The organism is Cryobacterium sp. M96 (assembly GCF_002929845.1).
Classification (GTDB): Bacteria; Actinomycetota; Actinomycetes; order Actinomycetales; family Microbacteriaceae; genus Cryobacterium; species Cryobacterium sandaracinum.
In genome coordinates, this window is record NZ_PJJS01000043.1 from 67202 (window position 1) to 89514 (window position 22313).

Consider the following 22313-nt stretch of genomic DNA (forward strand, 5'->3'; position numbering starts at 1 on the left):
CTACTCTTCCTGATATTCGGCGAGCTGCCTCGGCCCGAAGGCGTCCGGCAGCACTTCATCGATGGTGCGCACACCCGACACCGTCTCCAGCAGCATGCCGGGCGCGGAATGTTCGTACAACAGCTGGCGGCAGCGGCCGCAGGGCATCAGCGTTCGGCCGTTGCCGTCGACGCAGGTGAACGCGACGAGGTGGCCTCCCCCGGTCAGGTGCAGCACGGAGACGAGGGCGCATTCGGCGCAGAGGGTGAGCCCGTAGGAGGCGTTCTCCACGTTGCATCCGCTGATCACACGACCGTCGGTGACCTGCGCCGCGGCGCCGACCGGGAACTTCGAGTACGGCACATAGGCCTGGGCCATCGCCGTCGTCGCGGCCTCCCGCAGCGCCGCCCAGTCGATGTCGCCGGCCGCTGGCGAGGCGCCGTGGCTCACGCCGGTCACGATTTGATGTAGGGCTTGCCGGATGCCGCCGGTCCCCGCGACGTTCCGACGAACCCGGCAACGGCGGCGATGGTGATCAGGTACGGCAGCATGAGCATGAACTCGCTCGGCACCGGCGAACCGATGACACTGAGCACGTTCTGCAAGTTGCTCGCGAACCCGAACAGGAGGGCGGCCAGCGTGGCCCGGATCGGATCCCAACGGCCGAAGATCACGGCGGCCAGCGCGATGAAGCCGGCTCCGGCGGTCATCTCCTTGCCGAAAGCGCCCACCGAACCGAGGGTGAAGTAGGCGCCGCCGAGGCCGACGATCGCGCCGGCGAGCGACACGTTCCAGAACCGGGTGCGGCCGACGTTGATGCCGACGGTGTCTGCCGCCTGGGGGTGCTCGCCCACGCTGCGGAGGCGCAGGCCCCACCGGGTGTGGAAGATGCCGTAGTACACCAAGGCGACGGCCACATACATGATGTAGACGATCAGGGTCTGCCGGAACAAGACCGGTCCGATGATCGGGATCTCGCTGAGCAGCGGGATGTTGATCCGCTCGAATCGAGGCGGCTGGTTGAGCAGGGCCGCGTTGGGCGCCATCACCTGGGAGTAAAGGAAACCGGTGACGCCGATCACGAGAACGTTGAGCACGACACCGACGATGACCTGGTCGACGAAGTACTTGATCGAGAACGAGGCGAGCACCATCGAAACGAGAACGCCGGCGAACATGGCCGCGACGAGGCCGAGGATGGGCTGGTTGGTCAGGGACGCCACCATGGCCGAGGTGAACGCCCCGGCGAGCAGTTGCCCCTCAATGGCGATGTTGACCACGCCGACCCGTTCGGAGATGACACCGCCGAGAGCACCGAAGATCAGCGGTACAGCCAGGCTGAGCGAACCGAACAGCAGCCCGGGCACCGGGATGGACTCGCCGGCGGCGGCCCAGACCAGGAATCCGATCAGGAAGAGCACCGCGTAGACGGAGATAAGCCAGATCGGCACCTGACGCCGGGACTGCACCAGCCACACGCTCACGCCCGTGATCACAAGCAGCAGCACACTGATGACGATGCCGGTCAGCCGGGTGGGCAGCAGGAGATCGGGAAGCTGGATCAGGTCGCTCGAGGTGGAGAGCCGCATGGTGCTGACGCCCTCGCGGCCGAAGGCCACGAAGAGCGCGAAGGCGACGACGGTGAAAATCGCCAGGGCGATGGGCGACTTCCAACTCTTCACGATTTTGAAGTCGGGGCGATCGTCGGCGGTCGACGATACGGGCTGGACGGCCGGGGCAACGGTGCTCACTGTGCAGCCACCTCCTGGGAAACGTTGGGCAGTGCCCGGCGGGGCGCGGAGCCCGGGGCCGGCAGTCGGAAGATGGCCCGCACGAGAGGCGGAGCCGCGATGAAAAGCACGATCAGTGACTGCACGACGAGCACGATGTCGATCGGCACACCCTCGGCCGCCTGCATCGAGAAACCGCCGGCCTTGAACGCGCCGAACAGGATGCCCGCGGCGAACACACCCCAGGGCTTGGAACGGCCCAGCAGCGCGACCGTGATCGCATCGAAGCCGATGCCGGAGTCCAGTCCGGCGCCGAAACCGCTGGTCGTGGTTCCGAGCACCTGGTTGATGCCGGCCAGGCCGATCAGTCCGCCCGAGAACAGCATCGCGTAGACGTAGATGCGCTTGACGCTGATGCCGGCGACGCGCGCCGCGTGGGGGTTCAGTCCCACGGCCCGGAACTGGAAGCCCAGGTTCGACCGGGACAGCAGCCACCAGGTGAAAACCGTGGCGGCGATGGCCAGGATGAAGCCGAAGTGCAGCGAGTACGTCGAGCCGAGAAGGTCGGGGAAGACCGCGGTGACCTTCGTCGCCGGGCTCTTCGGGTTGTTCGATCCGGGGGTCTTCAGGAAGCCCTCGCGCAGCAGGTAGCTGACCAGGTAGAACGCGACGTAGTTGAGCATGATCGTGGTGATCACCTCATGGGCGCCGGTGCGGGCCTTGAGCAGACCCACGATCCCACCCCAGAGGGCGCCGCCGAGCACGCCGGCCACGAGGGCCGCGACCATGTGCAGGCCGTAGGGCAGGTCGACGGCGAAACCGACCCAGCCGCCGAGGGCGGCGGCGATCAGCATCTGGCCGCGGCCACCGATGTTGAACATGCCCACCCGGAAGCCCAGCGCCACGCCGAGCCCCGCCATGATCAGCGGGGTCGCGAAGGTGAGCGTCTCGGTGAGCGGCTTGATGCCGGCGGCGAAGCTCGGTCGACGGAAGTTGTAGACCGACCCCTGGAACAGGGCCGAGTAGGCGCCGGACACGGAATACCAGACTTCCCGCAGCAGGTCGCCGGGCCGGGAGAAGAAGTAGCCTGCGGCTTCCTGAACGCCCTCGTTGGTGAAGGCGATCATGATGCCGCCGACGAAGAGCGCGAGCACGACGGCGAGCACGGAGATGATCGCGTTGCCGGTGGTGATCTCGCGAAACGCCTGGTTCCAGCGGGACGGCTGTTCGGGGGCCGGGCTTGACGGCGTTCCTGACTCGGTCGTGGGACCCTGTGTCGCGCTCACGCGGCAGCTCCTTCTCCGGCGGGCGTTTCGCCGGCCATCATCAAACCGAGTACGGCGCGCGGCGTGTCACCGGGAACGATGCCGACGATGCGACCGCGGTACATGACCATGATCCGGTCCGCGAGGGCTGCCACCTCGTCGAGCTCCGTCGAGATGACGATCACGGGCGTGCCGGCATCCCGGGTGGCCACGATGCGTTCGTGGACGAACTCCACCGAGCCGACGTCGAGCCCGCGGGTGGGCTGGGCTGCGACGAAGAGGCGCAGATCGCGGCCGAGCTCGCGGGCGAGCACGACCTTCTGCTGGTTGCCGCCGGAGAGCTTGCCGACCGGGGTCTCGATGCCCTGGGCGCGCACGTCGAACTCCGTGACTTTTTTTTCGGCGAACGCGGCGAGGAAGGCCCGCTGCACGTTCCACCGTTTGACGAAGGGGAGCTTGTTCGAGCGGTCGAGCATGAGGTTCTCGGCGATGGTGAACTCACCGACCAGTCCGTCTTCGTTGCGGTCTTCCGGCACGAATCCGACTCCGGCGTCGAGTACCTGGCGCACCGAATGCCCGCGCAGCGACTTGCCGTCGAGGGTGATCTCCCCGGAGACCCGCGATTGGAGCCCCATCATCGCCTCGGTGAGTTCGGTCTGGCCGTTTCCCTGCACCCCGGCGATGGCCAGGATCTCGCCCTTGTGCACCTCGAAGCTGACGTTGTTGACCAGGATCTGGCCGTGCGGGCCCAGCACGGTGAGGTTCTTCACCGACAGAACCACCTCACCGGGCAGTGCCGGGGACTTGTCCACGGTGAGGTCGACCGCACGGCCGACCATCTGGGTGGCCAGCTCGACGTTGCTCGCGGTCGGGGACGCCTCGCCGACGACCTTGCCCAGACGGATGACGGTGATCCGGTCGGCGACTTCGCGCACCTCGCGCAGCTTGTGGGTGATGAACACGATGGAGGTACCGCTCGCCTTGAGCTGGCGCATGATGACCATCAGCTCGTCGGTCTCCTGCGGCGTGAGCACGGCGGTGGGCTCGTCGAAGACGAGCACCTTCGCGTCGCGCGAGAGCGCCTTGATGATCTCGACCCGCTGCTGCACGCCGACGGGGAGGTCTTCGACGAGCGCATCCGGGTCGACGTCGAACCCGAACCGTCGGGAGATCTCGCGCACGTGCTTGCGGGCCGCGGGCAGGTCGAGGCGACCGCCCGCCTTGGTCTCCTCATGCCCGAGCATGACGTTCTCGGCGACGGTGAACACCGGGATGAGCATGAAGTGCTGGTGCACCATGCCGATGCCGGCGGCCATGGCGTCGCCGGGGCCGCTGAAGTGCTGCACCACGTCGTCGAGGAGGATATCGCCCTCCTCGGCCCGGTACAGGCCGTAGAGCACGTTCATCAGGGTGGATTTCCCCGCGCCGTTTTCGCCGAGCAGTGCGTGGATTTCTCCGGCCTCGACGGTGAGGTCAATGTGGTCATTCGCGACCAGGGCACCGAATCGCTTCGTAATGCCTCGAAGTTCGAGCTTCATGTCGTCGATTCTATTCAGTGACGAGCGAAAGTTGACGCTCTTGCTCATATGTTGGCGGGGTGGCACCGTTCGCTTGGGTGTGCAGGCATCCCGGCCGACGACATCCGCCCACTGACGCAAGAGGGGAGGCCCGCAAGATGCGTGCCTCCCCGACTGCGTCTGAGTGCTGCTTCGGTGCTACTTCGGGGTCGCGGGCGACTCAACCTTGAGAGCACCGCTGATGATGTCGGCCTTGATGGCCTCGATCTCGGTCATGACCGCGGGGTCGACCTTGGACTCCCAGTCGTGGAGCGGGGCGATGTCGACGCCCTCGTTCTCGAGCGTGCCGACGTAGGGGGTGGACGAGAAGTCGCCCTCAGCGTCGTCGAGGATGATCTGCTCGGTGGCATCCGTCATCTGCTTGAGTACCGAGGTGAGGTACAGCGATGCGAACTCGGGCGTGGTCTCGAACAGGTCGCTGTCGACACCGATGATGGCGACGTCCTTGCCGGAGTCCTGAATGGCCTGCGCGGTGCCCTGGAAGAGCGGTCCGGCGACCGGGAGGATGATGTCAGCGCCGGCGTCGATCAGAGTGGTGCTGAGCGCCTTGCCCTGGTTGATGTCGTCGAAGCCACCGGCGAACAGGCCGGTCTGGGTGGCCTTGTCCCAGCCGCTGACGGTGACGTCGGTGCCCTTCTTCTCGTTGTGGTACGCGACGCCGTCGACAAAGCCGTCCATGAAGATGGTGACCGACGGGAACTGGAGTCCGCCGTAGGTGCCGACGACTCCGGTCTTGGTGGTGCCCGCGGCCAGGTAGCCGGCCAGGAACGCGGCCTGCGCCGTGTCGTACAGCACCGGCTTCACGTTGTCGAGCGTCAGCGGGCTGAAGTCGTCATTGGAGAGCGCGGAGTCGATCAGCGCGAAGTTGGTGTCGGGCGCGGCCTGGGCGGCATCGCGGGTGGCGTTGGAGAGGGCGAAACCGACGGTGAGGACGAAGTCGCAACCCTGGTCGACCATGCTCGAGACGTTCGGGCCGTACTGGTCTTCCGACTTGGACTCGGCCTGCTGGAATTCGATGCCGAGCTCGTCGGAGGCCTTGGTGATGCCCTCGAAGCTGGACTGGTTGAAGGACTTGTCGTCGAAGCCGCCGAAGTCGGAGACGATGCAGGGCAGGTAGTCGGATTCGGCACCGCCACCAGCGGTTCCCTCATCGGTCGGCGCCGGCGCACAGGCTGCGAGAAGGGCCACGACGCCCAACGTGGCAAGGCCGCTGAATGCGACCCGTCGTTTCATGATTGTCAAAATGACCTCCAATGGTCGCCCGGCGCGGGTTCGCAAGGGGCTGTATTGGTTTACACGCTATCGAATGATTCTCTGCTCAGAGGAGCAAAACGGGCCCGTGGGCGAAAGGTTATCAAGACGCGATACTGGTCCGCGGGAGGCCCGCCGGACGCCCCGGCCGAATCGGGCCCGAAAATGCCCTCGATCGGGGGGTTTGATGCCGATTAGAGCACGTCGTTGCTGCCGGACAGCTTTAGCGCGTCGACGACGGCCTTGACCTTCTGCGCGTTGGCGCTGGTGGTGATGAGGAGGGCGTCCGGGGTGTCGACCACGACGATGTCCTCGACGCCGATCAGGGCGATCATGCGCCCGGTGTGGCTGACCACGATCCCGCTCGAGGAGTCCGCAAGCACCCGGGCACCGTCGCCGAGAATGGCGAGATCGCGCTTGCGGCCGTTGGCGTGGATTTTCGCGATCGATGCGAAGTCACCCACGTCGTCCCAGTCGAACTGGCCGGGGATCACGGCGAGCCTGCCGCGGGCGGCCGCCGGTTCGGCGACCGAGTAGTCGATCGCGATCTTCTTCAGGCGGGGCCAGACGCGGTCGACCACGGCGCCGCGGCGCGGGGTATCCCAGGCCTCGGCCAGTTCGAGCAGCCCGGCGAGAAGTTCGGGCTCGGACGCCCCGATCTCTTCGAGCAGGCGGTCGGCGCGGGCGATGTACATGCCGGCGTTCCAGAAATAGGTGCCGTTGGCCAGGTAGTCCTGGGCGGTGGCAAGGTCGGGCTTCTCCACGAAAGAGTCCACCGACAGGGCGCTGGCGGCGCCGGCAATGTGCAGCGCGCCGGCGGTCTTGATATAGCCGAAGCCGACGGCCGGCTCCGTGGGCTGAATGCCGATGGTGGCGATGTAGCCGGCGTCGGCGGCGCGCACGGCCTCGGCGACCGCCTGGCGGAACAGGTGGTGTCCCTTGATCACGTGGTCGGCGGCGAAGGAGCCGATGATGACGCCCGGTTCGCGTTTCTCCAGAATCGCCGCGGCCAGGCCGATGGCGGCGGTGGACTCGCGCGGCTCGCTTTCGAGCACCACGTTCAGGTCGGCGAGCTCGGGGAGCTGCTCCTCGACGGCGGCGCGGTGCGCGCGGCCGGTGACCACCATGATGCGCTGCTCGCCCGACAGAGGTGCGAGGCGATCCCAGGTGGCCCGGAGCAGGGTCTGGCCGGAGCCGGTCAGGTCGTGCAGGAATTTGGGGGCGTCGGCGCGGGACAGCGGCCACAGCCGGGATCCGATCCCACCGGCGGGAATCACGCTGTAGAAACGATCGAGTGGTTCCGTGGAAGGCAGCATTCGGCCAGACTACCGCCCGGTCCACGCCGTTCACGGTGCGTTCACCTGCCCGCCGGAGGGCGTGCCTAGGGTCACCCTCATGAGGGTTGCACTCATCACCGAAAGTTTTCTGCCCACGGTCAGCGGAGTCACCACGAGCGTGTGCAAGGTGCTCGAGCATCTTTCCCGCACGGGCCACGACGCGATGGTCATCGCCCCGGCCGGCGCCCCGGCCGAGTACGCCGGGTTCCCCGTGCACGGTGTTCCCGCGGCACGCTACCGGCAGTTCCCGGTGGGAATGCCCAGCCCGCAGGTGCACCGCCTGCTGGCCGATTTCGCCCCGGACGTGCTGCACGCTGCGTCGCCGTTCCTGCTCGGCGCACAGGGCATCGCGGCCGCGAACCGGCAGGACGTTCCCAGCGTCGCCGTTTTCCAGACGGATGTCGCCGGCTACGCCCGCCGCAACCGGCTCGGCCCGGCCGCGCAGTCCGTCTGGCGTTTCGTCAAGTGGGTGCACGAGGGAGCCGACCTCACCCTGGCTCCCTCCTCCGCGTCGATGGCGGACCTGCGCCGCATCGGCCTGCGGCGGCTGGCGCACTGGACCCGCGGCGTCGACCTGGTCGGCTACCACCCCAACCGGAGATCCGACCCGGAGGCGTCGGCGCTGCGGAGCCGGCTGGCCCCGAACGGGGAGGTCGTCGTGGGCTACGTCGGCCGCCTGGCACCGGAGAAGCAGGTGGAGAGGTTCCGGGCCCTGCGCGGGCTGCCCGGCATCCGTCTCGCCCTCGTCGGCGACGGCCCGTCGCGGCCGGCGCTCGAGCGGGAGCTCGCCGGGATGCCGGTGACCTGGCTCGGCCGCCTGGACGGGGCGGATCTCGCCCGGGCTTACGCGAGCTTCGACCTGTTCCTGCACGCGGGCACCGAGGAGACCTTCGGCCAGACCCTGCAGGAGGCGCACGCCGCCGGGCTGCCGGTCGTCGCACCGCGGGCCGGCGGCCCGATCGACCTGGTCAGCCACGGTGAAAACGGTTTCCTCTTCATTCCGGACGACGAGAGAGACCTGCGCCGCTGCGTCGCCCGGCTGGTCCTGGACCCTGCGCTGCGGCGGCGGATGGGCGAGGCGGGACGACGGAGCGTGCTCGGTCGATCCTGGGAAAACGTGTGCGGCGCGCTGCTGGCGCATTACGAGCAGGTCGTCGACGAACGAGCCGCCGTTCGCGCCTTGGTTGCGGTTCCGCTGTCAATGCAGCGCTAGCCGGACATTCGCGTTTTATCTCGGCACAGAGACACTTATAATTGTTCTATGCGCGCACGGCGCATTGTCGGCCAGCTTCGTCGAGGCCGCCACACAGCCAGGGAGGGTTGGTCATGCCAGAGCAGGCAGCGACACTGACATCCCAGCAGAAGACGACATCACGTCGCCCCGCCGGAACCCTGTATCGGGGCCGTGAGGGCATGTGGTCGTGGGTCCTCCACCGCATTACGGGTGTTGCGATCTTCTTCTTCTTGCTGGTTCACATCTTGGACACCGCGCTGGTGCGCGTCAGCCCGGAGGCCTACAACGCGGTCATCAGCAGCTATCAGACGCCGATCATGGGCCTCGGCGAAACCGCGCTCGTCGGGGCCATCGTGTTCCACGCCTTCAACGGGATTCGGATCATCCTGATCGACTTCTGGAACGCCAAGTACCAGAAGGCCATGTTCTACGTCGTGGTCGCCCTGTGGGTGGTAACGATGCTCGCCTTCGTGCCGCGCCACCTGATCAACGTGTTCAGCCACTAGAACGGGGAGAGCCATGACATCCACAATCGAAGCTCCCCGCAGCCCCTACTCCCGCGCGCCGCGCTCCCGCGGCGTGAACTGGGAGAAGTGGGGCTGGATCTACATGCGCGTCTCCGGCGTCGTGCTGGTCGTGCTCATCTTCGGACACCTCTTCGTCAACCTGATGGTCGGCGAGGGCGTCAGCGCCCTCAACTTTGCTTTCGTCGCCGGCAAGCTGACCACCCCGTTCTGGATGGTCTGGGACGTTCTCATGCTCTGGCTCGCCCTGATCCACGGCGGCAATGGCATGCGCACGCTGGTCAACGACTACGCCACGCAGCGTCTGACCCGCGGCATCCTGAAGTCCGCCATCCTGGCGGCCGTCGTGATCCTGATCGTGCTCGGCACGCTCGTGGTCTTCACGTTCGACCCTTGCCCGGCCGGTTCGCCCGCCGATCTTCTTCCTTCGTTTTGCTCGGCCATTTAGGAGCTGCTAAAACCCATATGACTACGGATGCTTCAACCGCGCCCTCAGAGTCCACCGTCATCGACGGTGTGCACTACCACCAGTTCGACATCGTCATCGTGGGAGCCGGGGGTGCCGGTATGCGTGCCGCCATCGAAGCCGGCTCCGGCGCCAGCACGGCCGTGATCTCCAAGCTGTATCCGACGCGTTCGCACACGGGTGCGGCGCAGGGCGGGATGGCCGCGGCCCTCGCCAACGTCGAAGAGGACAACTGGGAATGGCACACCTTCGACACGGTCAAGGGTGGCGACTACCTGGTGGACCAGGACGCGGCCGAGATCCTCGCCAAGGAAGCCATCGACGCGGTCATCGACCTCGAGAACATGGGCCTGCCCTTCAACCGAACGCCGGAGGGCAAGATCGACCAGCGCCGGTTCGGCGGCCACACCAGCGACCACGGCAAGGCACCGGTACGGCGGGCCTGCTACGCCGCCGACCGCACCGGCCACATGATCCTGCAGACGCTCTACCAGAACTGCGTCAAACGCGGCATCAACTTCTTCAACGAGTACTACGTGCTCGACCTGGTCATGACACCGGTCGACGGGGTCGACCAGCCCTCGGCCGTCGTCGCCTACGACCTGTCCACCGGCGAACTGCACGTCTTCCAGGCGAAGGCGTTCATCTTCGCCACCGGCGGGTTCGGCAAGATCTACAAGACCACCTCCAACGCGCACACCCTCACGGGCGACGGCGTGGGCATCGTGTGGCGCAAGGGCCTGCCGCTCGAGGACATGGAGTTCTTCCAGTTCCACCCGACCGGACTGGCGGGCCTCGGCATCCTGCTCACCGAGGGCGCGCGCGGAGAGGGCGCCATCCTCCGCAACGCGGCCGGCGAACGGTTCATGGAGCGCTACGCGCCCACCATCAAGGACCTCGCCCCGCGGGACATCATCGCCCGTTGCATGGTCAAGGAGGTCGCGGAAGGCCGCGGTGCCGGTCCCAACAAGGACTACCTGTACCTCGACTGCACCCACCTCGGTGCCGAGGTGCTCGAGACCAAGTTGCCCGACATCACCGAGTTCGCCCGCACCTACCTGGGCGTCGACCCGGTCACCGAACCGGTGCCGGTCATGCCCACCGCGCACTACGCGATGGGCGGCATCCCCACCAACGTGAACGCGGAGGTGCTGCGCAACAACACGACCGTCGTGCCCGGCCTCTACGCGGCCGGCGAATGCGCCTGCGTGTCCGTGCACGGCTCCAACCGCCTCGGCACCAACTCGTTGCTCGACATCAACGTCTTCGGCAAGCGCGCCGGCAACAACGCCGTCGCCTATGTCACGACGGCCGAGTTCACGCCGCTGCCGACCGACCCGGCCCGGGGTGTGCGGGAGCTGCTGGAAGGAATCCGCACCTCGACCGGAACCGAGCGCATCGCCGTGCTCCGCAAGGAGCTGCAGGAGACGATGGACGCCAAGGCGCAGGTGTTCCGCACCGACGAATCGCTCTCCGACGTCACCAACGTGATCCACGGCCTGCGCGAGCGGTACAAGAACATCGGCGTGCAGGACAAGGGCCGCCGGTTCAACACCGACCTTCTCGAGGCCGTCGAACTCGGCTTCCTGCTCGACCTGGCCGAGGTCGTCGTGTACTCCGCACGCAACCGCAAGGAGAGCCGCGGCGGGCACATGCGCGACGACTTCCCCCTGCGCGACGACGCAAACTACCTTGTGCACACCATGGCCTACCTGACCGGAGACCCGCTCTCCGCCGACGCCGCCGACCACATTGCGCTCGACTGGAAGCCGGTCACCATCACGCGCTACCAGCCGATGGAAAGGAAGTACTGAGTTGAGTACCGCAACCGCAACCGCAACCGCAACCGCACCGACAACTGCGAGTGCCCCGGTCGTGCCGGAGGAAATCCAGTCCTTCACCGTGACCCTGATCATCCGCCGGTACAACCCGGAGGTCGACGACGAACCGCACTGGGACGACTTCGACGTACAGATGTACCCGACGGACCGCGTGCTCGACGCTCTGCACAAGATCAAGTGGGAGCAGGACGGCTCACTGAGCTTCCGCCGCTCCTGTGCGCATGGCATCTGCGGCTCGGACGCCATGCGCATCAACGGCCGCAACCGCCTGGCCTGCAAGACCCTGATCAAGGACCTCGACATCACCAAGCCGGTATACGTGGAGGCGATCAAGGGCCTGCCGCTGGAGAAGGACCTGATCGTGGACATGGAGCCGTTCTTCGAATCGTTCCGTGCCGTGCAGCCGTTCCTGGTGGCGAACAACGCCCCCACCGATGGCAAGGAGCGCATCCAGACCGTCGCCCAGCGCGAACGCTTCGATGACACGACGAAGTGCATCCTCTGCGCCGCGTGCACGTCGAGCTGCCCGGTGTTCTGGACCGACGGACAGTACTTCGGTCCGGCCGCGATCGTCAACGCGCACCGCTTCATCTTCGACTCGCGCGACGACAACGCCGCCGTGCGCCTCGATATCCTGAACGACAAGGAAGGCGTGTGGCGCTGCCGCACGACCTTCAACTGCACCGAGGCGTGCCCCCGCGGGATCCAGGTCACGCAGGCCATCTCCGAGGTCAAGCAGGCCATGCTGCGCGGCATGGAGTAGCCGGTCCGAACCCTGGGGCCGGTCTTGTCACGACGTTTCGTCGTGGCGAGACCGGCCTTTCGCTTTCTCCGCTGCCCGGCTGCCGCTTAGGCTGAGCGGGTGAACACTCCCACGGCGATCGACCGGATCAAGACCCTCATCGCGCGGGTCATGCGCTCGCGCCCGGTGCGGGTCTTCACCCGGTTCGGTGAAAGCGGCGGCGGCATCCTGGCCGGCGGCATGTCCTACCAGGCCATCTTCGCGACGTTCGCGGCCCTCTGGCTGACCTTCTCCATCGCGGGACTGTGGATCACGTCCAATCCCGACCTCGAGCTGACGCTCTACTCCTTCATCAACCAGTCCGTGCCCGGGCTGATCGGCGAGGAAGGCGTGATTGACCCAAGCGTCCTCGCCGACGCCAGGGTCCTCGGCTGGTCCGGCGTCATCGCACTGGTCGGTCTGCTCGCGACCGTGCTCGGCTGGCTCTCGACAACGGCGCAGGCGGTGCGCACGATCTTCCGGATGCCGCCCGACAAGACCTTCATCCTCCTCGTCAAGCTGCGGGAGCTGGGCCTCGGAGTGCTGTTCGCGGTCGTGCTCGTGGTGTCGGCGTTGATCTCGATCGCGAGCACCGAGGCGCTCGGGGCCCTGTTCGGGCTTTTCGGGGTGTCCCGGGATTCGTTCTGGTTCAACGGCGCCGCCCGAGCGGTCGGCCTGCTCCTCGTGCTCCTGATCGACACGATCACCCTCGCCGCACTGTTCCGGGTGCTGTCGCGGGTGCGGATCCCCGTCCGCCAGCTCATCACCGGCTCCATTCTGGGCGCGGTGGGCCTCGGTGTCCTCAAGGTCCTCGGCAGCACGCTGCTCGCCGGCGCCGGCCGCAACCCGCTGCTCGCCGCATTCGCGGTGATCATCGGACTCCTGATCTGGTTCAACCTGACCAGCACCCTGACACTGCTCGCCGCATCCTGGATCGCCGTCGGCATGGACGACGCCGGGTTCTCACCGCGACGGATCAGCGCGGACGAGGTTGCCACCGAGAAGCGCCGGCAGGAGGAGGAGGCGTTCCGCGTGGTGGTGCAGGCCGAGCTTCGGGAGGCCCGCCTCGCGCACGACACCGCGGCCTGGCCCCAGCGGCTGCTCACCGCGCGTCGCCTGCGCGCCGCCGAGAAGCGAGCCGCTGAGCTGACGAACGACGGCCCCAAGGCCTGAGCCAAAGTAGAATTGGGGAATGCCTTCCGCCTCGACTGCCGCTTCCACTGCCGCTTCCACCCCGGCCGCGTCCGACCCTGCTTCCTCCGCCGCCTCCGCCGACTCCGCTGTGTCCGCGGCTTTCGCCGGCGAGCGCCTGCGGATCGCGAGCGTGAACGTGAACGGCGTGCGCGCCGCCTTCCGCAAGGGAATGGGCGACTGGCTGTCCGAACGCGACGTGGACATCCTCGCCCTTCAGGAGGTGCGTGCCTCGACCGAGGACCTCGAGGGTCTGCTCGGGCCGGGGTGGAGCATCCTGCACGACGCCGCCACCGCGAAGGGCCGGGCCGGGGTGGCCCTGGCCAGCCGATCGACCGCGGCCATCCACCGGGTCGAGCTCGGCTCCGCCGAATTCGACAGCGCCGGCCGCTGGCTCGAAGCCGACTACGAGGTCAACGGCAAATTGATCACCGTCGTGAGCACCTATGTGCACTCCGGCGAGGTGGGTACCCCGAAGCAGGTCGAGAAGTACAGGTTCCTCGACGCCATGCTCGAACGACTGCCCGAGCTCGCCGCGCACAGCGACCGGGCCGTCGTGCTCGGTGACCTGAACGTCGGGCACCGCACGCTCGACATCAAGAATTGGCGCGGAAACGTGAAGCGCGCCGGGTTCCTGCCCGAGGAGCGCGCCTACTTCGACCGCATCGTCGGCGCCGAAGCCGCCCCGGACTACAACGCCGGGGCCGGACTCGGCTGGATCGACGTGGGGCGCCGGTGGTCCGGCGAAGTGGACGGGCCGTTCACCTGGTGGTCGTGGCGCGGCCAGGCGTTCGACAACGACACCGGCTGGCGGATCGACTACCAGCTGGCCACAGCGGCGCTCGCGGCATCCGTCACCGGCTACGTCGTCGACCGCGCGGCCGCCTACGACCAGCGCTGGTCCGACCACACCCCCGTGGTCGTCGACTACACCATCTGACCTCCCCTCCAACTCGCGCTTTCGGCCCGGCCGGCGGCCACACGCTACGAAAAGATCTGATCCCATGGACAAGCCCCGCCTCTACTCGGGCATGCAGCCGAGCGCCGATTCCCTGCAGATCGGCAATTACATCGGCGCCCTCCTGAACTGGAAGGCGCTGCAGCAGACCCACGACGCGTACTTCTCCATCGTCGACCTGCACGCCCTGACCGTGGCGCAGGACCCGGTGAAGCTGCGGGAGAACACCCGCCGCACCGCCGCCCAATACATCGCGAGCGGCATCGACCCGTCGGCGTCGACACTGTACGTGCAGTCGCATGTCGCCGCGCACGCCCAGCTGGCCTGGGTGCTGAACACGATCACCGGTTTCGGCGAGGCCAGCCGGATGACCCAGTTCAAGGACAAATCCGCCCGGCAGGGATCGGACGCGACCACCGTGGGACTGTTCGCCTACCCGATGCTGATGGCCGCGGACATTCTGCTGTACGACACCGAGATCGTGCCGGTCGGCGAAGACCAGCGTCAACACGTCGAACTGACCCGCGACCTCGCGGCGCGCTTCAACGCCCGGTTCGGGCAGACATTCACAGTGCCGGAGGTCGCCATCGTCACGGAGACCGCCAAGATCTACGACCTGCAGAACCCGACGTCGAAGATGTCGAAGTCGGCCGAGTCGCACGCGGGCGTGATCTGGCTGCTCGACGAGCCGGCGGTGACGAATAAGAAGATCATGCGCGCGGTCACGGATGCCGAGGGCGGCGTGGTCTTCGACCGCGAGAACAAGCCGGGCGTGGCCAACCTGCTGACGATCTACTCGGTGCTCGCGGAACGCCCGGTGGGTTCGATCGAGGACGAGTACGCCGGCCGCGGCTACGGCGACCTGAAGAAGGGTCTCGCCGAGGTGGTCACGGGCACGTTCGGGCCGATCCGGGCGCGCGTTCTCGAGCTGCTCGACGACCCGGCCGAACTCGACCGACTCCTCGCCCTCAACGCGGACCGGGCGGCGACGGTGGCCAACGAGACGCTGGCGCGCGCCTACGACCGCGTCGGCCTGCTACCGCGGCGCTAGGGCGGTGGTGGCGATTGTGGTGAGCTCGCTACTGATGGGGCGGGGCCGGCCCGTCGACGTCGTCGTCGTCGTCATGGTCGTCGTCGTCATGGTCGTCATGGTCGTCATGGTCGTCGACGTCGTCGTCGACGTCGTCGTTGACGTCGTCGTCGGGTAGCGGATGTCCGCGCCCGCGCCCGCCGTCGTTCTGTTTGACCTCGATGACACCCTGTTCGCCCATCGCGGTGCCGTGGCCGACGGCATCCGCGCCTACCTCGGCTCTCTGGGCGGCACCTTCACCGACGCCGACCCCGGCGCGGCGCTGGCGCTCTGGGACGACCTGGAAGAGCGGCATTACCACGCCTACCTCGCCGGCAGTCTGGACTTCGCCGGGCAGCGCCGGGAGCGGGCCCGCGACTTCGCGGCGGCGCACGGCGTGACCCTGACCGGGCCGGCTGCGACGAGCTGGTTCGACGCGTATTTTCTTCACTATCGGGCGAGCTGGCGCCTCCACACCGATGCGCTCCCCTGCCTCGACGCGCTGGCCGTCGCCTTTCCGGGCGTGCGGATCGGGCTGATCACCAACGGTGAGTCGACGCCTCAGGGGCACAAACTGGCGGACACCGGGCTCGACGTGCGGTTGGAGCACGTGATCGCATCCGGCAGCCTGGGCTTCGCCAAGCCGGATCCTCGCATCTTCCGGCATGCCTGCATGGTGTTCGGGTCGGAGTCGGAGCAGACCGTCTACGTGGGCGACCGGCTGCGCACGGACGCGATCGGAGCCGCCGCGGCGGGGCTGACCGGAGTCTGGCTGGACCGGACCGCGGCCGGGGCTGGGGGTGGTGCTGGAGGTAGTGGTGCCGGGGCCGGGGCGGATGCGGCCGAGGCCGCCCGGCTGGGCATCATCCGGATCACCAGCCTCGCCGCGCTGCCCGGGGCCCTCGCGGCCCGCAGCCTCGCCCCACTGACCGCCGGCCCCCGCTGACGGCTGTTCCCCGCCCCGCTGACGGCTGCCCCCCCCTGACGGTGCCGCTGGGGTCCCCCTGGCCTGCCCCGGTGTGGCCAACTCAGGACATCCGTCGCATTCGTTTCTATTTGACCCGGAAACACGCGGGTCTGATACTACGATTCGGCAGATCTCCTGAGTTAGCCACACGAGGGTGGGTCTCGACCGCAAGGAGGTCGGGTCCGCGGGCGGGCCGCCCCGCTGCGCGCGCCGCCCGGCCACGCTGACGGCAACGCCGGGCTCGAAGCAGGCACGGCTCCTGCCTGCGTGGCCAACTCAGGACATCCGTAATATGCGTTCCTCTTCGCCCCGGAAACACGCGGGTCTGATACTGCGATTCGGCAGATCTCCTGAGTTAGCCACATGGGGGTGGGTCTCAACCGCATGACCGGCAGGTTGGGTGTCCGCTGAGCCGGACCCGGCAGCCCCGCGGGAGCGGATGTCGGCTTGCCGCGAACCGACTAGACGATGGAGGTGCGGGAGCGGATGTCGGCTTGCCGGGAACCGACTAGACGATGAAGGTGCGGTAGTGACTGGTCGACGCCAGAAGGCCGGTGATCGCGGCGATGACGCGCTCCGGGTGGTGGATGATGTCCCGGTAGAGAACCCGCAGAGTCAGGTACCCCCGCATGGCGAGGTCGCAGTCGCGGGTGCGGTCGCGCGCGTGCGCCTCCCAGCCGTCGTGGAACTGCCGACTGTCGGCCTCGACCGCTATGCGCCCCTCGACGATCATATCGACGCGACCGACGCCCCCGATCTCGACCTGGATCTCGACGTCGAAGCCGGCTCCCGTGATCACGAGGCGGAGCACGGTCTCCTGGCCCGATTCGCTGCGACAGTCGATGAGCGGGCGCAGGGACTGCAACTCCGCGGGCAGGGCTGCGAAGATCTGGGCCACGGTCTGCTCCGCGAGCAGTCTCTTGTACAAGGCATTATCGAGTGACGCGATCGCGAATCTCGGTTCCTGGCACCGGAAAACCTGGACCAGCGCATCGGCCAGCCCGATACGGAACTCGGTGCCGCCGCAGGGGTCGAGCAGCTGACCCCAGTGGAGTTCCACACCGTCTCGGTTGTGAGCGTTGAGCTGCTGAAATCGATCGTGCGGCGCCCGCAACCGGGAAGCGGTGGGGTCGACATGGATGTGCGCGAAGGTGCTGTCCAGGGCGAAGATCCCGGTATTCGCAACCGCGGAGACGCAGTCGAGTCGCCCACCCAGCCGCACCGCTTCGAGGATGTGCGCATCCGTATCGGGAAGCGCATAGTGCCCTCGACGCGCCCTCACCAGATATCCACTCTCCACGGCCGCCCTCAGCACCCGCCAATTGGCGCCGGCGGCGTTCAGCGCCCCGGTTTCGGCGATCTGCACATTGTGGACGCGGAAGTACTCTGCCCAAGTCATGTCGACAGTGTGGACAGCGCGGGCCCCGTCTGCCGCGTCGGTTGCCCACCTGTGGCCTGCTCCGGTCAGCCTGTGCTGTGGAGGATCCGCGGTGTCGCCGCCGACCCGTGGCTAATTCAGGAGAAACGGCTGTGAAGCGAGGGACAAACTGCACCAGTCCGGCATCCGTTGGCGCCGCCGGGGTAGATCTCCTGAGTTAGCCACACACCACCCACGGGAGCTGCCCTCCGGGAAGCGCCACGAAGGAACTGTCCGACGGGGCACGGATGCCGGCCGGCGCGAGGGGAAGACGGGGACGGGCACGGGCCACGGGGGACGGGGCACGGATGCCGAAACCCGGCGGCCAGGGGCGGCCGCCGGGTCTCGGTGGGGTGCGTCGTACGCGCGCAGGGACGCGGGGGGAAAAAGGGGTCGCGGGCTAGATCACGTCGGCGTCGACCCAGTCCAGGGATTTGGTGACGGCCTTCTTCCAGTTGCGCAGCAGACGGTCGCGCTCGGCGATGTCCAGGCTCGGCTCCCAGCGGGCGTCCTCCTGCCAGTTGGACCGCAGCTCACCGAGGTTGTTCCAGAAACCGACCGCCAGGCCGGCCGCGTAGGCGGCACCCAGGGCGGTCGTCTCCGCCACCACCGGGCGCACGACAGACACGCCGAGGATGTCGGCCTGGAACTGCATCAGCAGGTCGTTGGCCGAGGCCCCGCCGTCGACCTTGAGCTCGGTCAACGGAACACCGGCGTCGGCGTTGACCGCGTCCAGCACCTCGCGGGTCTGGTACGCGATCGCCTCGAGGGCGGCGCGGGCGATGTGGCCCTTGTTCACGTAGCTGGTGAGGCCGACCAGGGCACCACGGGCATCCGCACGCCAGTACGGCGCGAACAGGCCGGAGAAGGCGGGCACGAAGTAGGCGCCGCCGTTGTCCTCGACCGACAGGGCGAGTGCCTCGATCTCCTCCGCAGAGTTGATGATGCCCAGGTTGTCCCGCAGCCACTGCACGAGCGAGCCGGTGACCGCGATCGAGCCCTCTAGGGCGTAGTGCGGTTCGGCGTCACCGAGCTTGTAGCCGACCGTGGTGAGCAGACCGTTCTTGGAGTGGATGATTTCGGTGCCCGTATTGAAGATCAGGAAGTTACCGGTGCCATAAGTGTTCTTCGCCTCACCCTGGTCGAAGGCAGCCTGCCCGAACGTCGCGGCCTGCTGGTCACCCAGGATGCTCGCAATCGGGGTTTCGCGCAGCAGGCTGTGGCCGCTGGCGATGCCGTAGACCTCGGAGGAGGAACGGATCTCGGGCAGCATCGACTTGGGCACGTCGAACGCCGCGAGGATCTCGTCGTCCCACTGCAGGGTTTTCAGGTCCATGAACATGGTGCGGCTGGCGTTGGTGACGTCGGTTGCGTGCACACCGTCCTCGAGGCCGCCGGTCAGGTTCCAGAGAATCCAGGTGTCGGTCGTGCCGAACATGAGGTCGCCGGCCTCAGCCTTCTCTCGCGCCCCTTCGACGTTCTCGAGGATCCAGACGATTTTGGTGCCGGAGAAGTAAGTCGCCAGCGGCAGGCCGACCTGGGCCTTGAAACGATCGACACCGCCGTCGGCGGCGAGCCGGTCGACGATGGGCTGGGTACGGGTGTCTTGCCAGACAATGGCGTTGTAGACGGGGATACCGGTGTGACGGTCCCAGACGACGGCGGTCTCGCGCTGGTTCGTGATGCCCACGGCCGCGATGTCGTGGCGGGTCAGGTTGGCCTTGGCCAGAGCCTGACCGATGACCTCACGGGTGTTGCTCCAGATCTCCAACGGGTCGTGTTCGACCCAGCCTGCCCGGGGAAAGATCTGTTCGTGTTCGAGCTGACCGGTCGAAATGATCGACCCGGCCTTGTCGAAAATGATCGCACGGGAACTGGTGGTTCCCTGGTCGATTGCGATGACGTACTGTGCCATTTTTAACTCCTTTGTCAATGCTGGGTACACGGGTATTCAGGAATGGAAAAAGAAGAAGCGAGCGGCGCCTACGCGAGGATCGGCAGGAGGAACGCGGAGGTCCAGCCGGCCAGCAGGCCACCGATGACGGGACCGACGACGGGCACCCACGAGTAGGCCCAGTCGGAGGAACGCTTGCCCTTGATCGGCAACAGGAAATGCGCGATGCGCGGGCCGAGGTCACGGGCGGGGTTGATCGCGTAGCCGGTCGGTCCACCCAGCGAGGTGCCAATCACGATCACGAGCAGGGCAACCGGAAGGGCGCCAAGGGCGGCCAGGCCGCCGCTCTCGCCCTGGCGCCCGCCGCCGAACGCGATGACGACGAAGACGAGCACGAAGGTGCCGATGATCTCGGTAATGAGGTTCCAGCCGTAGGAACGGATGGCCGGACCGGTCGCGAACACGCCGAGCTTGTTGGCCGGCTCCGGTTCCTGGTCGAAGTGCTGCTTGTAGGCGAGCCAGACGACGGTGGCACCCAGGATGGCACCAACCAACTGAGCCCCGATGTACGCCGCCACGGACACAGCGTTGACCGGAACCCCCGAGCCGAACTCGGTGGCCCCGGACGACACGAGTCCCAAGGTGACGGCGGGGTTCAGGTGAGCGCCCGAGTTATAGGAGACGATCACGCCGGCGTACACCGCGAGGCCCCAGCCGATGGTGACCATCAGGAATCCGCCGCCGAAGCCCTTGTTCTTGGTCAGGGCGACGTTGGCGACCACCCCGCAGCCCAGCAGGATCAGGAGAGCGGTTCCCACCACTTCCGAGAGAAATACGATACCGAGATTGTCCACGTTGACATCCTTTTAGGTCATTGAAATGAAGAAAGCGAAGGAAACGGATAGTAGAAAACCTAGCGACTCGAGACCGCCGATGGTCCTGACCTTTCTGCACGTTTGTGCAGATCAGCCTTCAAGTCTGCGGGTACGGAGCCGGGCCGGAGGGCAGGCTGCGGGCGGGCGACCGCAGCGCCCGCCCGCAGGGCAGTCCCGAGCAGTCCCTAGACGGCCGGCACGGCCGGCGTTTCCGCCGGGGCCAGGTGCACGCCGTACATGTCGCGCAGTGTATTCACCGCGGTGTCGACCTCATGCGCGCTCCGGGCGGCGTCCCAGCCGAGGACCGGTGCGAGCACGCCGGCCAGCTCGGTGAGCAGCGGCAGAGTCACTTCGCCGCGGAAAGCGATGCTGGTGCGGCGCAGCAGCAGGTCCATCAGGTGCATGACCGATTCCGCCCGGGCGATGAGCTCGATTTCGCGCCGGGTGTAGCCGGGGTGCTGCATGAGCGGCGCGTCCGGTTCGGCGGTGAGCCAGGTGATCACCTCGGTGGCTCGCGTGCCGTACCGGGTCAGCAGCACATCGGCACGCTCGGCGCCGACCTTGTCGCCGTTGGCGGCAACCCAGACCCCGCGTGCGGCATCCGTCGCCGGGAAGTCTCGACCGCCACCGATGGGCAGGCCGACCGTCGAGACGGTGCGCGGCAGGCCGAGCAGGGTCAGGATGTCGCCGCTCAGGTGTTCGGCCAGGGCGCGGAAGGTCGTCCACTTGCCGCCGACCAGGCTCAGCAGGGTGCCGGGCCGGGCGCCGAGCGGGCGCGATTCGATGCGGTAGTCGCGCGAGACGAAACCGGGCGCCTCGTCGTCGTGGCGGGGCAGCGGGCGCACGCCGGCGAACCGGAACACTATCTGCGACCGGTCGACGGCCACCTTTGGGAAAACGTGGTTGACGAGTTCGAAGAAGTAGTCAACCTCGGCTTCGGTGCAGCGCGCCGGCTGAGTCATGTCGTGCTCGAGGTCGGTCGTGCCGACGAGAACGCGGCCCGCAAGCGGGAAGATCAGCACGATGCGGCCGTCTTTGTGCTCGAAAAAGATCTCGCGGCCGCCGGTCGCGGCGAGCAGTTCGGGGTTGTCGAGCACGACGTGCGACCCCTTGGTGCCGCCCATATAGGTGCTGGCCTGGCCGAGGGCCGTGTTCGTGAGGTCGGTCCACGGTCCGGACGTGTTGACCACGATGTCGGCCTCGAAGCTGAATTCGGCGCCGGAGACCGTGTTGCGCAGGCGCACACCCGCAGCATCCATGCCGACGGCCTCGATGTAGTTGGCGCTCCGGGCGTGGGTACCGGCGGCCAGGCCGTCGGCCAGCACGTCGAGGGCGAGGCGCTCCGGGTCGTGCATGGAGGCGTCGTAGTAGGTGGCCGTGTACTTGAGGCCCGGGTTGATCTGCGGCAGCACTTCGAGCGACGCCTTCTTGCCGAGGAATTCATGCCGGGGCACATTGCCGCCGTCGCGGGAGAAGGAATCGTAGAGCATCATGCCGATCTTGATCAGAAGAGCTCCGCGCTCCTGGGCCGCACCCTGTTTGTGAGTGAGGAACCGCATCGGCGCCGACATCACTCCGGAAAAGGTGGAGTAGATCGGGATGGTCGTCTTGAGCGGCTTGACGTAATGGGGGGCGATCTTGAGAAGGCTGTTGCGCTCCTCCACAGACTCCTTGACCAAGCGGAATTCGCCGTTCTCGAGGTAGCGCACACCGCCGTGGATCATGTGCGAGGAGGCCGAGGATGCGCCGGAAACGTAGTCGCCCTTGTCGACGATGGCGACGTCCACGCCCTGCAGGGCCAGATCGCGGAAGGTCGCGATGCCGTTGATGCCGGCTCCGATGATGAGAACTTGAGCGCGGGGGCGGTCCTGGATGGCGGCCTGGGCGGCGGCACCACTGGACTGTGACGGTGCGGAAGATGACTGATCGGGTGTGGACAGCACTGTTCGCTCACTTC

At 67.2% G+C, this 22313-nt stretch carries 20 protein-coding genes; 10 read left to right on the forward strand and 10 right to left on the reverse strand.

Features of this window, described 5'->3' with window-relative positions:
• The 6 genes from CXY79_RS06585 to CXY79_RS06610 all read right to left on the reverse strand — a co-directional run bounded on the left by CXY79_RS06585 (nucleotide 1) and on the right by CXY79_RS06610 (nucleotide 7118).
• Nucleotides 1–438, reverse strand: coding sequence for a cytidine deaminase (locus tag CXY79_RS06585; protein ID WP_255409024.1), 438 nt, complete (start codon nucleotides 436–438; stop codon nucleotides 1–3).
• Nucleotides 435–1730 carry an ABC transporter permease gene (locus CXY79_RS06590; protein WP_369827948.1) on the reverse strand — a complete coding sequence of 432 codons (1296 nt, stop codon included), beginning with the start codon at nucleotides 1728–1730 and terminating at the stop codon, nucleotides 435–437. Before CXY79_RS06590 ends, CXY79_RS06585 begins: the two co-directional genes overlap by 4 nt.
• A complete protein-coding gene (locus CXY79_RS06595; protein ID WP_166784761.1) occupies nucleotides 1727–2995 on the reverse strand; it encodes an ABC transporter permease in 1269 nt (422 codons plus the stop codon). Before CXY79_RS06595 ends, CXY79_RS06590 begins: the two co-directional genes overlap by 4 nt.
• On the reverse strand, nucleotides 2992–4512 hold the full coding sequence (locus CXY79_RS06600; protein ID WP_104100342.1) for an ABC transporter ATP-binding protein: 1521 nt from the start codon (nucleotides 4510–4512) through the stop codon (nucleotides 2992–2994). The genes CXY79_RS06595 and CXY79_RS06600 overlap by 4 nt, the downstream gene beginning before the upstream one ends.
• Before the next feature lie 177 nt (nucleotides 4513–4689).
• Entirely contained in the window at nucleotides 4690–5784 is a 1095-nt protein-coding gene (locus tag CXY79_RS06605; RefSeq protein ID WP_104100343.1) for a BMP family protein, read from the reverse strand.
• 212 nt (nucleotides 5785–5996) lie between these two features.
• Entirely contained in the window at nucleotides 5997–7118 is a 1122-nt protein-coding gene (locus CXY79_RS06610) for a mannose-1-phosphate guanylyltransferase (protein ID WP_104100344.1), read from the reverse strand.
• A 79-nt stretch (nucleotides 7119–7197) separates the two neighbouring features.
• Between CXY79_RS06610 and CXY79_RS06615 the strand changes: the two genes are divergently transcribed.
• The 10 genes from CXY79_RS06615 (at nucleotide 7198) to CXY79_RS06655 (ending at nucleotide 16149) form a co-directional block, all read left to right on the forward strand.
• Entirely contained in the window at nucleotides 7198–8352 is a 1155-nt protein-coding gene (locus CXY79_RS06615) for a glycosyltransferase family 1 protein (RefSeq protein ID WP_104100345.1), read from the forward strand.
• Nucleotides 8353–8465: 113 nt separating this feature from the next.
• Nucleotides 8466–8879: a succinate dehydrogenase, cytochrome b556 subunit gene (gene sdhC / locus CXY79_RS06620; protein WP_104100346.1), complete on the forward strand. Its 414-nt coding sequence runs from the start codon at nucleotides 8466–8468 to the stop codon at nucleotides 8877–8879.
• A gap of 13 nt (nucleotides 8880–8892) precedes the next feature.
• Nucleotides 8893–9345, forward strand: a complete 453-nt coding sequence (locus CXY79_RS06625) for a succinate dehydrogenase hydrophobic membrane anchor subunit (RefSeq protein WP_104100347.1) — start codon at nucleotides 8893–8895, stop codon at nucleotides 9343–9345.
• A 17-nt stretch (nucleotides 9346–9362) separates the two neighbouring features.
• Complete coding sequence (sdhA, locus tag CXY79_RS06630; RefSeq protein WP_104100348.1) at nucleotides 9363–11177, forward strand: succinate dehydrogenase flavoprotein subunit; 1815 nt, start codon at nucleotides 9363–9365, stop codon at nucleotides 11175–11177.
• A gap of 1 nt (nucleotide 11178) precedes the next feature.
• Nucleotides 11179–11967 carry a succinate dehydrogenase iron-sulfur subunit gene (locus CXY79_RS06635; protein WP_174721886.1) on the forward strand — a complete coding sequence of 263 codons (789 nt, stop codon included), beginning with the start codon at nucleotides 11179–11181 and terminating at the stop codon, nucleotides 11965–11967.
• A gap of 99 nt (nucleotides 11968–12066) precedes the next feature.
• Nucleotides 12067–13158 carry a YihY/virulence factor BrkB family protein gene (locus CXY79_RS06640; RefSeq protein ID WP_104100349.1) on the forward strand — a complete coding sequence of 364 codons (1092 nt, stop codon included), beginning with the start codon at nucleotides 12067–12069 and terminating at the stop codon, nucleotides 13156–13158.
• A gap of 190 nt (nucleotides 13159–13348) precedes the next feature.
• Complete coding sequence (locus CXY79_RS06645) at nucleotides 13349–14116, forward strand: exodeoxyribonuclease III (RefSeq protein WP_233191326.1); 768 nt, start codon at nucleotides 13349–13351, stop codon at nucleotides 14114–14116.
• Between the two features lie 64 nt (nucleotides 14117–14180).
• Complete coding sequence (trpS, locus tag CXY79_RS06650) at nucleotides 14181–15185, forward strand: tryptophan--tRNA ligase (RefSeq protein WP_104100351.1); 1005 nt, start codon at nucleotides 14181–14183, stop codon at nucleotides 15183–15185.
• Nucleotides 15186–15204: 19 nt separating this feature from the next.
• Entirely contained in the window at nucleotides 15205–15342 is a 138-nt protein-coding gene (locus CXY79_RS16180; protein WP_199186732.1) for a hypothetical protein, read from the forward strand.
• Nucleotides 15343–15345: 3 nt separating this feature from the next.
• Nucleotides 15346–16149 (forward strand): HAD family hydrolase, encoded by an 804-nt coding sequence (locus CXY79_RS06655; protein ID WP_104100352.1) that lies wholly within the window; start codon nucleotides 15346–15348, stop codon nucleotides 16147–16149.
• Between the two features lie 529 nt (nucleotides 16150–16678).
• On the opposite strand, the gene CXY79_RS06660 is transcribed toward CXY79_RS06655, so the two are convergent.
• The 4 genes from CXY79_RS06660 to CXY79_RS06675 form a co-directional block, all read right to left on the reverse strand.
• Nucleotides 16679–17569 carry an endonuclease domain-containing protein gene (locus CXY79_RS06660; protein ID WP_104100353.1) on the reverse strand — a complete coding sequence of 297 codons (891 nt, stop codon included), beginning with the start codon at nucleotides 17567–17569 and terminating at the stop codon, nucleotides 16679–16681.
• 418 nt (nucleotides 17570–17987) lie between these two features.
• Entirely contained in the window at nucleotides 17988–19502 is a 1515-nt protein-coding gene (glpK, locus tag CXY79_RS06665) for a glycerol kinase GlpK (RefSeq protein WP_104100354.1), read from the reverse strand.
• A 68-nt stretch (nucleotides 19503–19570) separates the two neighbouring features.
• Nucleotides 19571–20335, reverse strand: a complete 765-nt coding sequence (locus CXY79_RS06670; RefSeq protein ID WP_104100355.1) for an MIP/aquaporin family protein — start codon at nucleotides 20333–20335, stop codon at nucleotides 19571–19573.
• A 206-nt stretch (nucleotides 20336–20541) separates the two neighbouring features.
• On the reverse strand, nucleotides 20542–22230 hold the full coding sequence (locus CXY79_RS06675) for a glycerol-3-phosphate dehydrogenase/oxidase (RefSeq protein ID WP_233191328.1): 1689 nt from the start codon (nucleotides 22228–22230) through the stop codon (nucleotides 20542–20544).
• Nucleotides 22231–22313: the final 83 nt, after the last annotated feature.